Annotated in this window: 15 protein-coding genes; 10 read left to right on the top strand and 5 right to left on the bottom strand. The window is 75.3% G+C overall.

Annotation, left to right across the window (positions count from 1 at the left end):
* Positions 1-24: 24 nt before the first annotated feature.
* From ACN27A_RS31875 to ACN27A_RS31855, 5 genes are all read left to right on the top strand, one after another.
* Entirely contained in the window at positions 25-1,404 is a 1,380-nt protein-coding gene (locus tag ACN27A_RS31875; protein WP_421458156.1) for a glycoside hydrolase family 6 protein, read from the top strand.
* Positions 1,405-1,481: 77 nt separating this feature from the next.
* Positions 1,482-2,291, top strand: coding sequence for a helix-turn-helix domain-containing protein (locus ACN27A_RS31870; RefSeq protein ID WP_421458155.1), 810 nt, complete (start codon positions 1,482-1,484; stop codon positions 2,289-2,291).
* 52 nt (positions 2,292-2,343) lie between these two features.
* Positions 2,344-2,928: a general stress protein gene (locus ACN27A_RS31865; protein WP_421458154.1), complete on the top strand. Its 585-nt coding sequence runs from the start codon at positions 2,344-2,346 to the stop codon at positions 2,926-2,928.
* A 221-nt stretch (positions 2,929-3,149) separates the two neighbouring features.
* Positions 3,150-3,632: a MarR family winged helix-turn-helix transcriptional regulator gene (locus ACN27A_RS31860; protein WP_421458153.1), complete on the top strand. Its 483-nt coding sequence runs from the start codon at positions 3,150-3,152 to the stop codon at positions 3,630-3,632.
* Between the two features lie 10 nt (positions 3,633-3,642).
* Entirely contained in the window at positions 3,643-4,629 is a 987-nt protein-coding gene (locus ACN27A_RS31855; RefSeq protein ID WP_421458152.1) for a pirin family protein, read from the top strand.
* 120 nt (positions 4,630-4,749) lie between these two features.
* Here the strand turns inward: ACN27A_RS31855 and ACN27A_RS31850 are convergent, their stop codons facing one another.
* On the bottom strand, positions 4,750-4,878 hold the full coding sequence (locus ACN27A_RS31850; protein WP_255474758.1) for a hypothetical protein: 129 nt from the start codon (positions 4,876-4,878) through the stop codon (positions 4,750-4,752).
* Between the two features lie 142 nt (positions 4,879-5,020).
* On the opposite strand from ACN27A_RS31850, the gene ACN27A_RS31845 reads away from it, so the two are divergent.
* Positions 5,021-6,610 (top strand): phospholipase D family protein, encoded by a 1,590-nt coding sequence (locus ACN27A_RS31845; RefSeq protein ID WP_421458151.1) that lies wholly within the window; start codon positions 5,021-5,023, stop codon positions 6,608-6,610.
* 16 nt (positions 6,611-6,626) lie between these two features.
* Here the strand turns inward: ACN27A_RS31845 and ACN27A_RS31840 are convergent, their stop codons facing one another.
* Positions 6,627-7,364 (bottom strand): hypothetical protein, encoded by a 738-nt coding sequence (locus ACN27A_RS31840; RefSeq protein ID WP_421458150.1) that lies wholly within the window; start codon positions 7,362-7,364, stop codon positions 6,627-6,629.
* Positions 7,365-7,740: 376 nt separating this feature from the next.
* Here ACN27A_RS31840 and ACN27A_RS31835 point away from each other — a divergent pair, with 376 nt between their 5' ends.
* Positions 7,741-8,568, top strand: a complete 828-nt coding sequence (locus ACN27A_RS31835; RefSeq protein ID WP_357579948.1) for a SigB/SigF/SigG family RNA polymerase sigma factor — start codon at positions 7,741-7,743, stop codon at positions 8,566-8,568.
* Between the two features lie 137 nt (positions 8,569-8,705).
* Here ACN27A_RS31835 and ACN27A_RS31830 read toward each other — a convergent pair whose 3' ends face one another.
* Genes ACN27A_RS31830 through ACN27A_RS31820 form a run of 3 tightly spaced genes read right to left on the bottom strand, consistent with a single transcriptional unit; the run spans position 8,706 to position 11,528 of the window.
* Positions 8,706-9,323, bottom strand: coding sequence for a GNAT family N-acetyltransferase (locus tag ACN27A_RS31830; RefSeq protein WP_421458149.1), 618 nt, complete (start codon positions 9,321-9,323; stop codon positions 8,706-8,708).
* Positions 9,320-10,846 carry an APC family permease gene (locus ACN27A_RS31825; protein ID WP_421458148.1) on the bottom strand — a complete coding sequence of 509 codons (1,527 nt, stop codon included), beginning with the start codon at positions 10,844-10,846 and terminating at the stop codon, positions 9,320-9,322. Before ACN27A_RS31825 ends, ACN27A_RS31830 begins: the two co-directional genes overlap by 4 nt.
* A gap of 40 nt (positions 10,847-10,886) precedes the next feature.
* Positions 10,887-11,528 carry a GOLPH3/VPS74 family protein gene (locus ACN27A_RS31820; protein WP_421458147.1) on the bottom strand — a complete coding sequence of 214 codons (642 nt, stop codon included), beginning with the start codon at positions 11,526-11,528 and terminating at the stop codon, positions 10,887-10,889.
* A gap of 126 nt (positions 11,529-11,654) precedes the next feature.
* Here ACN27A_RS31820 and ACN27A_RS31815 point away from each other — a divergent pair, with 126 nt between their 5' ends.
* From ACN27A_RS31815 to hrpB, 3 genes are read left to right on the top strand one after another with little or no spacing between them, the layout of a single operon-like run.
* Complete coding sequence (locus ACN27A_RS31815) at positions 11,655-12,497, top strand: helix-turn-helix domain-containing protein (RefSeq protein ID WP_421458146.1); 843 nt, start codon at positions 11,655-11,657, stop codon at positions 12,495-12,497.
* A 39-nt stretch (positions 12,498-12,536) separates the two neighbouring features.
* The gene (locus tag ACN27A_RS31810) at positions 12,537-12,737 is read left to right on the top strand and encodes a DUF397 domain-containing protein (protein ID WP_132235920.1); all 201 of its coding nucleotides are present in this window, start codon (positions 12,537-12,539) and stop codon (positions 12,735-12,737) included.
* Positions 12,738-12,766: 29 nt separating this feature from the next.
* Positions 12,767-15,373: an ATP-dependent helicase HrpB gene (hrpB, locus tag ACN27A_RS31805; protein WP_421458698.1), complete on the top strand. Its 2,607-nt coding sequence runs from the start codon at positions 12,767-12,769 to the stop codon at positions 15,371-15,373.
* Positions 15,374-15,400 lie beyond the last annotated feature (27 nt).

Here is a 15,400-nt window from a genome sequence, read left to right as displayed (position 1 = left end):
GCTCCTCGATGGAATGGAGATCCCGTGAGAAGCAGACCCGCACTCGCCGCGCTGAGCGCCGCGGCGGCGCTCACCGTCGCCGCCACCGTCACCGTCGGCATCGTCCGCGCACCCGCCGCGGTCGCCGCCGACTCGGCGTTCTACGTCGACCCGGCGACGGCCGCGGCGGCCTGGGTCGCCGCCAACCCTGGCGACCCCCGGGCCGCCGTGATCTCCGACCGGATCGCGAACGTTCCCCAGGGCCGGTGGTTCACCCGGACCAACACCTCGACCGTTCGGTCCGAGGTCGACGCCCTGGTCGGCGCGGCGGCGGCCGCCGGCAAGGTGCCGATCCTGGTCGTCTACAACATCCCGAACCGGGACTGCAGCGGCGCGAGCGGCGGCGGCGCGCCCGACCACGCCACGTACCGGCAGTGGGTCGATCAGGTCGCGGCCGGCCTGGCCGGGCGGCCGGCGACCATCGTCCTGGAACCCGACGTGCTGCCGCTGATGACCAGCTGCCAGAACGCGGCCCAGCAGGCCGAGACGAGGGCCTCCATGGCGTACGCCGGCAAGAAGCTCAAGGCGGGCTCGGCCGCTGCGAAGGTCTACTTCGACATCGGGCACTCCGCGTGGCTCGCCCCCGGCGAGGCCGCCTCCCGGCTGCTCGGCGCGGACGTCGCCAACAGCGCGGACGGCATCTCGCTCAACGTCTCCAACTACCGGCGCACCGCCGACGAGGTCGGCTACGCCAAGGCCGTGATCGCGGCGACCGGGGTGTCCCGGCTCAAGGCGGTCGTCGACACCAGCCGCAACGGCAACGGGCCGGCCGGCTCCGAGTGGTGCGACCCGGCCGGACGGGCCATCGGCACCCCGAGCACCACCGCCACCGGCGACTCCGCCATCGACGCGTACCTGTGGGTGAAGCTGCCCGGCGAGGCCGACGGCTGCATCGCGCCGGCCGGCCAGTTCGTGCCGCAGCGGGCGTACGACCTGGCCCTGGCCGCCGGCCCGGCCCCCACCACCGCCCCGCCGACCACCGCCCCGCCCACGACGGCGCCCCCGACCACCGCCCCGCCCACGACGCCCCCGCCGAGCACTCCCCCGCCGACCGGCGGCTGCTCGGTGTCGTACACCCCGAACTCGTGGTCCGGCGGCTTCACCGCCGAGCTGCGGGTGACCAACCACGGCGCCGCGCTCACCGGCTGGACGCTGACGTTCGCCCCCGGCGCCGGGATCCGGCTGACCAACGGCTGGAACGGCGACTGGACCCAGTCGGGCGACCGGATCACCGTGCGCAACGCCGCGTGGAACGCCGGCCTGCCCACGGGCGGCACGGTCTCGCTCGGGTTCCAGGGCACCTGGCCGGGCGGCGCCCTGCCCACCCCGACCGGGTTCACCCTCAACGGCACCGCCTGCTCCTGACCGCCACGCCTCGCCCGCCCCGCACGGGGCGGGCGGGGCCCGGAGCCGTCGCGTGCGGGGCGGCCTAGGATCGGCGCGTGGACGCGGCCGTGGCGGCGCAGGAGCGGCGGGCGCCGGTCGGGGCGCTGCTGCGGCAGTGGCGCCGGCGCCGCGGGCTCAGCCAGCTCGCCCTCGCGGTCGGGGCGGAGATCTCCACCCGGCACCTCAGCTTCGTGGAGACCGGGCGCTCCGCGCCCAGCCGGGAGATGGTCCTGCGGTTGGCCGAGCACCTCGACGTGCCGCTGCGCGACCGCAACCGGCTGCTGCTGGCCGCCGGGTACGCCCCCGTCTACTCCCACGCCCCGCTGGACTCCCCCGAGCTGCGACGGGTCCTCGCCGCGGTACGCCGCGTCCTGCGGGCGCACGAGCCGTACCCGGCCGTCGCGGTGGACCGGCGCTGGAACCTGGTGGCCGGCAACGCCGCCCTGCCGCTGCTCACGGAGGGTGCCGCCGCGCACCTGCTCCGGCCGCCGGCCAACGCGCTGCGGCTGACGCTGCACCCCGAGGGCATGGCGCCCCGGATCGCGAACCTCGGCGAGTGGCGGGCCCACCTGCTCGGGCGGCTGCGCCGGCACCTGGCGCTGACCGACGATCCCGATCTGGGCGCCCTGCACGACGAGCTGCGCGGCTACCCGGGCGGGCCGGCCGACCCGGAGGCGGGCCTGCCCCGCGCCGGGGACGTGGTCGTGCCCCTGCGGCTGCGCCTCCCGGGCGGCGAGCTGGCCTTCCTCAGCACCGTCTCGACCTTCGGCACCCCGCTGGACGTGACGGTCGAGGAGCTCTCCATCGAGTCCTTCTTCCCCGCCGACGAGGCCACCGCCGCGTACCTGCGTGCCGCCGCCCGCTGAGCGTTACCTCGCGACGGCGGCGGGAACGCGGGCGGTGACGAAGGAGGAACTCATGACCACACCGTCGAGTCCCACCTCGGCATGGCGGCCCGGGATGCCGGGCGGCGACACCCTCCCGTCCGGTCCGGCCGGCCGCCCGAGCGGCCCCGGCCACGACGGGCACGGCCCACAGACCGGCCCGCCCACCGTGACGATCGGCTCGTACCCGGACTATCCGTCCGCCCAGCGGGTCGTCGACTACCTGGCGGACAACCGGTTCCCGGTCGAACACAGCGCCATCGTCGGCACGAACCTCACCCTGGTCGAGACCGTGCTCGGCCGGATGACGACGGGGCGGGCGGCCCTGGCGGGTGCCGGCACGGGGGCCTGGTTCGGGCTCTTCATCGGGCTGCTGTTCGGCATCTTCACCGCCGGCAACTGGGTCGCGGCGATCCTGGTCGGGCTCGTCGTCGGCGCGATCTGGGGAGCGGTGTTCGGCGCGGTCGCGCACGCGATGACCGGCGGGCGGCGCGACTTCACCTCGGCCAGCTCGCTGCGCGCCGGCCAGTACGCGGTGCTCGTCGACGCGCAGTACGCCGAGCAGGCGCGTCAGCTGCTCGGCCGGATGCACATGGCGGCCGCACCGCCCGCCCGCTGAGGCCCTCGCCGGGGTCGCCCGCCGGCCGCGACCGGCCCCGGCCCCTCTGTCCGGCAGCCGGCGTCCGCCCCAAACGGACGCCGGCTTCCGGGCCGGCCCGGGCCGGCGGCGACCCGCCCCGGCCCGGAAGCACCCTTCAAAGCTGAACGGCACTGCCGCCTCGCGGGTGACCGCGCTCACGGGACACTAGTTAAATTTTGAAAGAGTGCTACTGTCATGGCGTGACCGAGAGCCTGGACAGTGCCCGACTCGCCGCCTGGCGCGCCTACATCGAGGCCAGCCAGCGGCTCTACACGCGGCTGGAGGACGATCTGCGCGCCGCCAGCGCGCTCAGCTTCGCCGACTACCACGTGCTCGTCCTGCTCTCCGAGGCGCCGGGCCAGCGGCTGCGGATGGGCGAGCTGGCGAGCCGGCTGGTCTTCTCGCCCAGCCGGCTGACGTACCAGATCACCACCATGCAGCGGCGCGGCCTGGTCGCCCGGGAGTCCTGTCCCGACGACCGCCGCGGCAGCGAGGCCGTGCTCACCGCCGCCGGGCTGCTGGCCCTGCGCGAGGCCGCCCCGCACCACCTGCGGTCGGTGCGCGCCCACCTGATGGACGACCTCGACGACGCCGAGGTCGCCTGCCTCACCCGGATCTTCGAGCGACTCGGCCGGCGCCTGCGCGCGGACCGCGACGCGTCGACCGCCCACCCGCACAGCTGAGGAGCCCCCGATGCCCGCCATCACCGTCGACAACGTGCTCGTCCTGCCCCGCCTGCCCAGGCTCGACGAGTCCACGGCGTTCCGCCCGGTCCGCCGGCTGACCACCGCGCCCAGCGGCTACGAGGGCGAGGGCTTCCCGGTCCGCCGGGCGTTCGCCGGCGTGCCGGTCGGCGAGCTGGACCCGTTCATCCACCTGGACCAGATGGGCGAGGTGGACTATGCCCCGGGCGAGCCGAAGGGCACGGCCTGGCATCCGCACCGCGGCTTCGAGACGGTGACCTACATGATCGACGGGATCATGGACCACCAGGACTCGCAGGGCGGCGGCGGCACGATCACCAACGGCGACACCCAGTGGATGACGGCCGCGAGCGGCCTGCTGCACATCGAGGCACCGCCGGAGCACCTCGTCATGAGCGGCGGGCTGTTCCACGGCACCCAGCTCTGGGTCAACCTGCCCCGGGCCGCGAAGATGAACCCGCCCCGCTACCAGGACATCCGCGGTCGCGAGGCGGCCCTGCTGACCACGCCCGACGGCGGCGCGCTGATCCGGGTGATCGCCGGCGAGATCGCCGGGCACCGGGGGCCGGGCTCCACCCACACCCCGATCACCATCACGCACGTCACCGTGCAGCCGGGCGCCCGCGTCGACCTGCCGTGGCGGCCGGACTTCAACGCCCTGGTCTACGTGCTGGGCGGGCGGGGCACGGTGGGCACCGACGGGCGGCCGGTGCACACCGGGCAGCTCGCCGTGCACGGTTCCGGCGACGCGCTGACCTTCGCCGCGGACGCCAGCCAGGACAGCCACACCCCGACGCTGGACCTCTACATCATGGGCGGCGAGCCGATCCGGGAGCCGGTGGCGCACTACGGCCCGTTCGTCATGAACACCCGCGACGAGCTGCTCCAGGCGTTCGAGGACTTCAAGGCCGGTCGGCTCGGTGTCGTCCCCGCGGAGCGGCTGCCACACACCGACGGTGAGGCCCCGAGGCCCTGATCCGAGGCGCGGACGGTGGGCGCCCCCGGCACGGCCGGGTGGCGCCCACCGGCGCGTCGGGACATGGCGCCCACCGGGCGCGTCAGGGCGTTGCCCCCACCGGCGCGGCGGGACGTGACGTCAGGAGACGGCGAAGATGCCCGCGACTCCCAGGATCACCATGAGCAACACCGTCACCAGCGCGCCCCGCTCGCTTTCGACCGCCTGCTCGCGGTACTCGGTCACGGGGTTCGTCGTCTCGCCGGGCATGGTGTTGCCTCCTCGGTGTTCGCGTCGTGATCGGACGGGCTGTCGGGGGCCGTCCGACCGGTCACCGGAGTGCCGGCCGGGATGCGGACCCGCGACACGGGTCCTACCGTGAGGACGTTGTCGACCTCGGGGGGCTGGAACGGTGGCACCACGCAACTGGTTCCTGAGCGCAGCCGAACGCGCCAACCCGGTCTCAGAGTTACCCGTCTGGAGCACCGGAAACCTTGCCGAGCCGTTAATTCACGGTGCCGCGTACTTCGACCGGCTGGTCGACGAGGTGCAGGCGCTGGAGGCCGGCGACCACCTCTTCTTCACCGACTGGCGGGGTGACCCGGACCAACGGTTGCGCCCGGACGGGCCGACCGTGGCGCAGCTCTTCGCGCGCGCCGCGCAGCGGGGCGTGGTGGTCAAGGGCCTGATCTGGCGCTCCCACCTCGACCTCCTGGCCTACAGCGAGGCGGAGAACCGCAACCTGAGCGAGACGGTCTCCGCCGCCGGTGGCGAGGTGCTGCTCGACCAGCGGGTCCGCCGGGGCGGCTCGCACCACCAGAAGCTGGTGGTACTGCGGCACCTGCGCGCGCCGGAACGGGACGTCGCCTTCGCCGGCGGGATCGACCTGTGTCACAGCCGCCGCGACGACGCCGCCCACCGGGGTGACCCGCAGGCGGTGCAGATGTCCGCCCGCTACGGCGACCACCCGCCCTGGCACGACGTGCAGCTCGCGGTGCGGGGGCCGGTGGTGGGCGCGCTGGACACCACCTTCCGGGAGCGCTGGAGCGACCCGATGCCGCTGGACTCGGAGAACCCGCTCGCCTACCTGCGCGACCGGCTGCGCCGCGCGGACCTGCGGCCCGACCCGCTGCCGCCGCAGCCGGCCGACCCGCCACCCTGCGGCCCGCACGACGTCCAGGTGCTGCGCACCTACCCCGCGGTCCGGCCCCGCTACTCCTTCGCCCCCGACGGCGAGCGCACGGTGGCCCGCGGCTACACCAAGGCGGTCCGGCGGGCCCGGCGGCTGATCTACCTGGAGGACCAGTACCTGTGGTCCAGCGAGGTCGCCGACCTGTTCGCCCGGGCGCTGCGGGAGAATCCCGACCTGCACCTGGTCGCGGTGGTCCCCCGGTTCCCGGACGTGGACGGCCGGCTGGCGCTGCCGCCCAACACCGTGGGCCGCGAGCAGGCGCTGTCGCTCTGCGAGCGGGCGGCCCCGGACCGGGTGCACGTGCTCGACGTGGAGAACCACGCCGGCACCCCGGTCTACGTGCACGCCAAGGTGTGCGTGGTCGACGACGTGTGGGCCAGCGTGGGCAGCGACAACTTCAACCGCCGGTCCTGGACGCACGACAGCGAGCTGTCCTGCGCGGTGCTGGACGGCACCCGGGACGACCGGGCGCCGACCGACCCGGCCGGCCTCGGCGACGGCGCCCGGGTCTTCGCCCGGGACCTGCGGCTGCGGCTGTGGCGCGAGCACCTGGACCGCGACCCCGACGGCGGCGAGGACGCCGACCTGATCGACCCGGCCGACGCCGTGGCGGCGATCAGCGCCGCCGCCGACGCGCTGCAACGGTGGTACGACGACGGGCAGGCCGGCCCAAGGCCGCCGGGCCGGCTGCTGCCGCACCGCGCGGAACGGCTGCCCTGGTACACCCGGGCCTGGGCGCTGCCGGCGTACCGGCTGGTCTACGACCCGGACGGCCGGCCGCTGCGGGCCCGTCGGGCGGGCACGTGGTGAGCGCTCGGGCCTGACCTCAGGCGGGTACGAAGAGGGCGTCGGCCCGGCTGCGGGCGGGCGCGGCCTCGACGGGGCCGGCGTCGGCGGTGTGCACCGTCAGCCCGCCGGGGTAGGCGAACGAGGCGCGCGGGGAGTAGAAGCCGAACCCGATCGTCAGCGGGTTCTCCGGGCGGAGCGCGTAGATCGGATGGGCCGGCTCCAGGAACTCCACCGACTCGATCACGAACGGGTCGACCGGTTCGGCGACGTACGGGTAGACGGCGCTGAGCAGCTGCCCGTCCCGTGCGGTGAAGTAGCGGTGGTGGCCGCTGCTGATCGCCCGGCCCGTCTCACCCACCTGGCAGCGGGCCCGGATCACCGGTACGCCGTCGATCTCCGTCTCGGCGACGATCTCCCCGTCGTGGTGCTCGATGCGGGTCCGGCCCACGACGGCGGGCGCCCCCCGCGCGGCGGCGTAGGCGCGGACCCGTGCGCTACAGGTCACATAGTCCGTCCACCAGCCGCCGGGGTTCGTCCCGCCCGGCGCGTCCACCCCCGCCAGCACCACCCCGAGGTAGGTCAGCGAGTACGCGCCGAAGCCGGAGGTCTGGCTCTCGTCGTCGACCACGTACTGGTTCATGAAGACCAGGCGGTCGGCCGACGGGCGCAGCCCGGCCGGCACCAGCGCCGCGACCGCGTCCGGGTCCGCCGGCAACCAGCCGAAGAAGAGCGTGCGGCTGTTGACGACGAGATGGGGGGCGGCGGGATCGAGCACGGCACCTCCGGATCGGGGCGGGTACCCGCACGCTACGGCCCGTCCCGTGGACGGGACAACGACGGAAAGCCGACATTCGGCGCCGGTCATCCGGGGTGACCGTGACCGCTCGGCCGGGCGGTCCGGACCGCCCGGATGCGGCATCGTCGATGTCCGACGGGGCCGGCTGACCGTACGCCCGAGGTAAGCCGGCCCACAATCCGAGGCCGCTTTGCCCGATTAGCGCCGTCCGTGCCATAAAATTACTTAAGTACATCGTACTTTCGGCTAGATTTCGTCATACCGATCGGGCTAAGGTGACTCCCGAACGGACATCTGAATCTAAACCTAAGCGTCACGTCTTTTATCCGCGGACGAGGTGCAGGGAGGACCACCCATGACCGCGCCAACGATCAGCGAGCCGGCGACCACGACAGCGCCGAGCACCGCCCAGAAGCTCGACCCGCGTGCGCTCACCGACAGCGCCGCGGACCTGCTCAACGCGATGGCCGCGCTGCCGGCCGGCCACCCGTCCCGCGCCGCCCTGCGCGACAGGGCGATCGAGGCCTGGCTGCCGCTCGCCAACCACCTCGCCCATCGCTACAGCGGCCGGGGCGAGCCCACCGACGACCTGGCCCAGACCGCCGCGGTCGGCCTGATCAAGGCGATCGACAAGTTCGACCCGTCCCGCGGCGTCGACTTCGCCGGCTACGCGATCCCCACCATCATCGGTGAGCTCAAGCGGCACTTCCGCGACCGCACCTGGGACATCCGGGTCCCCCGCCGGCTCCAGGAGCTGCGGCTGGCCATCTCCGACGCCAACAGCTCGCTGTTGCAGACCCTGGGCCGCTCGCCCACGGTGGCCGACATCGCCGCCCACCTCAAGCTCACCGAGGAAGAGGTCCTGGAGGGCCTGGAGGGCGCCCGCGCCTACAACGCGGTCTCGCTCTCCACCCCGACCGGCGACGGCGACCGCGCGACCGAGCTGGGCGACATGCTCGGCGGCGTGGACGGCGAGTTCGAGCTGGCCGAGCTGCGGGTCGCCCTCGGCCCGGCGCTGGCCACGCTCGACGAGCGGGAGCAGAAGATCCTCACGCTGCGGTTCTACGGCAACCTGACGCAGTCGCAGATCGCCGAGCAGATCGGCGTCTCGCAGATGCACGTGTCCCGGCTGCTGGCCCGCGCGCTGACCAAGCTGCGGGGTCAGCTCGACGGCACGTACTAGGGGTCGTGGGCGATGGCCGGGCCGGCGGGCCCGGCCATCGCCGTGTCCGGGGACGGGCGCTCCACCGCCGCAGAAAGACGCCCGGGTCACCCCCTCGCTGAGGATGACCCGGGGCAGGTGGAACCGGGCGCCGTCGTTCAGGCGGGCTGCCCGGCCGCCGTCGCTCCGCGGGCGGGCTCCCGCCACATCGGCCAGAACGGCGTGCCGTCGGGCAGGTGGAAGGGCTCGGCGACCTGGTAGCCGTGCCGCGCGTACAGGTCGCGACCGGTCTCGCTGGCGGCCTCCAGGTAACCGGGCACCCCCTCGGCGTCGAGCACGGCGTGGTGGTGCCGCAGCAGCGCGCTGCCCAGCCCCTGCCCCTGCCGGCCCGGTGCGACGGCGAGGAACGCCAGGTGGTGGTGGTCGGGGTGCGGGTGGTGGGCCTCGAAGAGCTTGTCCAGGTGGGCGAACCGGTCGGTCCACTCCCCGCAGGCCGCGGCCAGCCGGGCGTCGTAGTCCGCCGGCGGCGGGGCCGGGTCGCCCACCGAGGGGAACCAGACCGCGACCCCCGCCCGGTCCGCGGTCGCGTGGACGAGGCCGTACCGCATCGCGTGGTCCACCAGGATCGCGAAGTTGCCGGCCAGCACGGACTGCCGCCGCGCGGCGTCGGGCACCAGCCACCGGGGCGCGTCGAGGGCCATGAACGCCTCGGCGATCCGGCCGGCCACCAGCGACGTCTCCCGCGGCCCGAGCCGCTCGATGCGCACCTCGCTCACCGCCGCGCCGCCGTCCCGCTCGGGACGGGCCCGCCGAGGTGGGCGGCCGGCGGCGCCGTCACCGCCACGCTCTCCGCGCCCAGACCGATCCGGGCGTACGTGTCGGGGCGGCTGCCGCGCAGCACCAGCGCCCACAGCAGGCCGAGCAGCGCGGCGACCGGGTAGACCGCCGGGACCGCCCAGCGCAGGGGCGAGTCCGGGGCCACCCCGAGCAGGTCGGCGAAGTTGACCACCGCGAGCAGGACGATCACGGCCAGGGCCACGGCGGCGAGGCCGGGGGCGACCGCGCGCCGCCACAGCGTCTCGTCGACACCGTCGCGGGCGAAGAAGGCGATCACCGCGACCGAGGTGGTGGCGATCAGCAGCAGCACCCCGAAGCCCCCGGCGGTGCCGACCCAGTAGAACAGCTGCACCACCGGGTCCCAGCCGTTGAGCGCGTAGAGCAGGATCACCACGAGGCCGAGCGCGCTCTGCGCGAGGGAGGCGGCCCGGGGCGAGCCGGTGCGCGGCGAGGTCTGCCCGAACACGGCCGGCAGCACCCGCTCCCGGCCGAGCGCGAACGTGTACCGGGCGGTGGTGTTGTGGAAGGAGATCATCGCGGCGAGCACCGAGGTCAGGAAGAGCGCCTGGCCGATGGTGACGGCGGTGCCCCCGAGGTGCGCCTCGGCCAGGTTGAAGATCAGTCCGATGCTCTGCTCGCCCGCCTCGGCGGCGATCCGGTCCGGCCCGACGGCGACGGTCATGCTCCACGACGACAGCGCGTAGATCCCCGCGATGATGGCGATGGAGAGATAGGTGGCCAACCGCACCGTCCGCCGCGGGTCCTTGCTCTCCTCGCTGAACACCACGGCGGACTCGAAGCCCACGAAGCCCAGGATGGCCAGCACCAGCACCGCGCCGGCGCCGGGCACGACGAGGTTCTCCGGTGACAGCGCGGCGAAGCTGACGTCCCCGCCGGCCGGGTGGGTCAGCTGCCCGAGGTCGAAGACCACGATCACCACCATCTCGGCGACCAGCAGCGCCGCCAGCACCAGGCCGTTCAGGTCGATGCGGAGCAGCCCGAGCACGCCGACCGTCGCCCAGGCGACCAGCGCCACCACCCACCACGCCGGGGCCACCCCGAACAGGCGGCCCAGCACCGGTTCCGCGGCGGCGCCGATGGTGCCGTAGAGCCCCACCTGGAGGGCGTTGTACGCGATCAGCGCCACCCAGGCGGCGCCGACGCCGGCCGGCCGGCCCAGCCCACGGGCGACGTAGGCGTAGAACGCGCCGGCGTTGGCCATCCGCCGGGCCATCGCCACGTACCCGATGGAGAAGAGAGCGAGCACCGCGGCCACCGTCAGGAAGGCCAGCGGGATGCCGAGCACCCCGACGACCCCGTAGCCGGTGGTGACGACGCCGGCCACGACGGTCAGCGGGGCGGCGGCGGAGAGGACGAAGAAGATCACCGACGGCACGCCGAGCCGGCCACGGGCCAGGGCCTCGGAGACGTTGCTCGGTCGGTCGAGCGTGGGGGTCGACATACGCGGACTCCGGTTCGAGGGGAGGGAGGGGTGGAGGGCGTCAGCCGACGCCGCGCAGCACGGCGGCGCCGACGGCGGCTTCGGTGTGCGCCACGAGTTCCCGCAGCGGCGGGGGCAGCGCCGGGATGAGCACGCCCAGCCGGTGGTGCGCCCGGGGGCCGGCGCTCCACAGCACCTCGCGGCTCAGCCCGGCGGCGACGACCAGACCCAGCAGTGTCCCGTCGGGCACGCTCGGCGGTTCCGGCCGGTCGAGCAGGGCGCGCAGCCGGGTGGCCGGCCAGGCCACCGCGTTGAGGTCGATCGGCAGGTAGCTGACGGTGGTGCGCAGCAGCCGCCGGGTCTCCTGCCGGCGCAGCACCCCCGCTCTGACCAGCCGCTCGCCCACCGAGGTGGTGGCGGTCTGCGCCAGGAAGCTCAGCCAGGTACGCACCGGGTGCTGCTGCGTCTCGCCGACCAGCTGGTCCAGCACGGTGTGCGCCAGCGCGTCGGCCGGCGGGCGACGGTCGAGCACCGTGACGACCCCGGCGGAGACGGTGGCGTGTCCACGCAGGACCAGTTCGCCGAGCAGCCCTGCGGCGAGGCCGAGGCCGGTCGCCGTCGGGTGCAGCTTCGCCTTGCCCCGACTGTCGTTGTGGGTGATCAGGAAGAACTCGTCGGCGATGTGCAACCGGTCCTCCCGCACGGGTTGTCCACAGTGTTCGCAACCGGGCAAGGATGCACCGGCCGTGACTGCAACGCAACTCCCGTTTATGGAAGTTGCACTCCGTGCTGGCCCCACCTGCGGATCTTGCCGTGACAGACTCGGAGGGTGACCGCGAGCCCCACCGTCCGCCGCCGCCGCATCGCCCGGGAACTCCGCCAGCTCCGCGAGCGCGCGGGCATGACCCTGGACGTCGCCGCCCGGCAACTGGACATGTCCAAGAGCAACCTGTCCCGCATCGAGAACGCCCAGATCGGCATCAAGCCGCGCGACGTCCGGGCCGCGCTGGCGCTGTACGAGGTGACCGGGGCCGACGCCGAGGCGCTCATCGAGATCGCCCGCGGGGCGCAGCAGCGCGGCTGGTGGCAGAAGTACAGCGACGTCCTGCCGGAGTGGTTCGAGTTCTACGTCGGGCTGGAGGCGGAGGCGGCGAGCCTGCGCACGTACGAGGTCGAGGCGGTGCCCGGGCTGCTGCAGACCGAGGCGTACGCGCGGGAGGTCTTCCGGCGCACCGCGGGCGAGGACGGGATCGAGCGCAAGGTCGCCGCGCGGCTGCATCGGCAGAACGTGCTGCACCGCGACAATCCGGTCGAGTTGTCGGTGGTGCTCAACGAGGCGGTGCTCTGCCGCCCGGTCGGCGGCAACGCCGTGATGGCCGACCAGATGGCCCACCTCGCGAAGGTCTCTCAACTACCGAACGTGACCCTCCAGGTACTTCCGTTCTCCGCCGGCGGGCACCCGGCGATGAACGCGCCGTACGTCGTGCTGACGTTCGCCGACACCGCCGACGCGGCCGTGGTTTACCTGGAAAACCTCACGATGGGGCTGGCTCTGGAGGAGGCCGGGCAGGTGCGCGGGTATAGCCTTGTGCACGAGGAGATGTGCCGGATGGCACTCGGTCCGGAGGCGTCCCTGACCCGCCTGATGGAAGCTTCTCGTCACTTTGCGTGACCGTTGACGCGGCGCGCCGGCACAGACGGGGGTACCGCGATGAGCGCGCTCGACCTGACCCGCGCCCAGTGGCGCACCAGCAGCCGCAGCGTGGGCAACGGCAACTGCGTGGAGGTCGCCGCCGCCGGGGACCGGATCGCCGTCCGGGACAGCAAGGACCGGCCCGGCCCCGTGCTCGCCTTCCCGGCGTCGGCCTGGCGCGCCTTCGTCACCGGCGTCGACGGGGTACGCCCCGGCTGAGCCGTTTCCGGGCGGTGCGAGACTGGGCCGTGCTCTCGGACGTGCCCCTCGACCTGCCCGTACGCCCGGTGCTGCCGGAACTGGTCGCGGCGCTGCGCGGCGCCGGCGCCGGGGTGCTGGTCGCCCCACCCGGCACCGGCAAGACGACCCTCGCCCCGCTGGCCGTGGCCGACGAGGTCCCCGGGCGCGTGCTGGTCGCCCAGCCGCGCCGGGTGGCGGCCCGCGCGGCGGCGCGCCGGATGGCCGCGCTGCTCGGCGAGCCGCTCGGCGAGCGGATCGGGTACGCCGTGCGCGGCGAGCGCCGCAGCGGACCCCGGACCCGCGTCGAGGTGGTCACCACCGGGCTGCTGGTGCGGCGGCTGCACCGCGATCCCGAGCTGGCCGGCACCGGCGCCGTGCTGCTCGACGAGTGCCACGAGCGGCAGCTCGACGCCGACCTGGCGCTCGCGTTCGCGGTGGAGGCCCGGGCCGCGCTGCGCCCCGACCTCTGGCTGCTGGCGATGTCGGCCACCCCCGAGGCGGACCGCTTCGCCGCGCTGCTCGGCGGCGGCGGCGCTCCCGCGCCGATCGTCCGGGCGTCCTCGGCCCTGCACCCGGTGACCCGGATCTGGGCGCCGCCACCCCGGCCGGTGGCCGCGCCGGGGGCCGGTCCGGTCGACCGGGGCCTGCTCGACCACGTCGCAGCGACGGTGCGCCGGGCGCTGCGCGAGTGCGACGGTGACGTGCTGGTCTTCCTGCCCGGGGCCGGCGAGATCGGTGCCGTCGCGGGCCGGCTGGCCGACCTGCGCGACGCGGTCGCCGTCCTGCCGCTGCACGGCCGGCAGCGCGGCGCCGACCAGGACGCGGCGCTGCGACCGGCCGACCGGCGGCGGGTGGTGCTGGCGACGGCGGTGGCGGAGAGCAGCCTGACCGTGCCGGGCGTCCGGGTGGTGGTGGACGCCGGGCTGTCCCGGGTCGCCCGGATGGACCTGGCCCGGGGCCTGGGCGCCCTGGTCACCGTCGGCGTGTCCCGGGCGGCGGCCACCCAGCGGGCCGGCCGCGCGGGCCGGGAGGCGCCCGGGCACGTCTACCGCTGCTGGTCGGCCGCGACCCACGAGCGGCTGACCGCGCAGCCGGAGCCGGAGATCGCGACCGCCGACCTGACCGGCTTCGCCCTGGAGCTGGCCGCCTGGGGTTCGCCGGACGGCGCCGGGCTGGCCCTGCCCGACCCGCCCCCGGCGGCGTCGATGACGGTGGCCCGCGACACCCTCACCACCCTCGGCGCGCTCGACGCCGACGGGCGGATCACCGACCGGGGCCGGGCGATCGCTGCGGTCGGGGCGCACCCCCGGCTGGCCCGGGCGCTGCTCGACGGGGCCGCCCGGGTGGGGGCGGACCGGGCGGCGGAGATCGTGGCGCTGCTCGCCGAGGACACCGCCGCCGGGCCGGGCGACGACCTGACCGCCGCGTGGCGCCGGCTGCGCGCGGGCGCGGACCCTGGTGCCACGGCCCGCTGGCGTGCGGAGGTACGCCGACTGCGCGCCGCCCTGCCCGACGCGCGATCGGGACGGCCCGACCGGGGCCGCCCGCCCCTTGCTTCCGACGCACCGGCGGGAGGCACCGGCCGGTCGAGGTCGGCCGGCGACCCCGCGCGGGCCGGCGAAGCGGGCCGGTTGACCGACGACCTGGCCGCCGGGCTGCTGGTCGGGCTGGCCCACCCGGAGCGGCTGGCCCGGGTGCGGCGGCCGGGCGGCTCGGCGTACCTGATGAGCGGCGGGACCGCGGCGGAGCTGGCGCCCGGGTCGGCGCTGGCCGGCGCCGACTGGCTGGCGGTCGCGGTGGCGGACCGCTCCCCCGGCGCGCCGACCGCCCGGGTGCGGCTGGCCACCCCGCTCGACGAGGCGACCGCCCGGGAGGCGGGCGGGCCGCTGTTGCGCACCGAGCGGGAGGTCGGCTGGGCCGGCGAGGACGTGGTGGCCCGGGAGGTGCTGCGGCTGGGCGCGATCGAGCTGGTCGAGCGGCCGCTCGCCCAGCCCGATCCGGCGGAGGTGGCGGGGGCCCTGCTGACCGGCCTGCGCCGTACCGGCCTCGGCCTGCTGACCTGGACCCCGGCGGCGCGGGCGCTGCGCGAGCGCCTGGCGTTCTGCCGGCACGCGCTCGGCGGCGACTGGCCCGACGTGGGCGACGAGGCGCTGCTCGCCGACGCGCCCGCCTGGCTGGGCCCGGAGCTGGCCCGCGCCCGCCGCCGCGCGGACCTGGCCCGCCTCGACGTGGCCGGCGCGCTGCGCCGGCTGCTGCCGTGGGCGCTGGCGGCGCGGCTGGACGAGGTGGCGCCGGAGCGGATCGCGGTGCCGAGCGGGTCGCGGATCCGGCTCGACTACGCCGACCCGGCGGCGCCGGTGCTCGCGGTCAAGCTCCAGGAGACCTTCGGCTGGCGGGACGCGCCGCGCATCGCCGACGGCCGGGTGCCGGTGCTGCTGCACCTGCTCTCGCCGGCCGGGCGGCCGGTGGCGGTCACCGCCGACCTGGCCTCCTTCTGGCGCACCGGCTATCCGCAGGTACGCGGGGAGCTGCGCGGGCGCTACCCGCGCCACCCCTGGCCGGAGGACCCGACCACGGCCCCGCCCACCCGGCACGCCACCCCGCGCCGGCGCTGAGCGGGCTCATGTCGTCGCCTCCCTGCG

Origin of the sequence: Micromonospora sp. WMMD737, assembly GCF_049179055.1 — a bacterium.
Lineage (GTDB): Bacteria > Actinomycetota > Actinomycetes > Mycobacteriales > Micromonosporaceae > Micromonospora > Micromonospora reichwaldensis.
The sequence above is the reverse complement of the archived record's forward strand: the minus strand, read 5'-3'. Positions and strand labels throughout refer to the sequence as shown.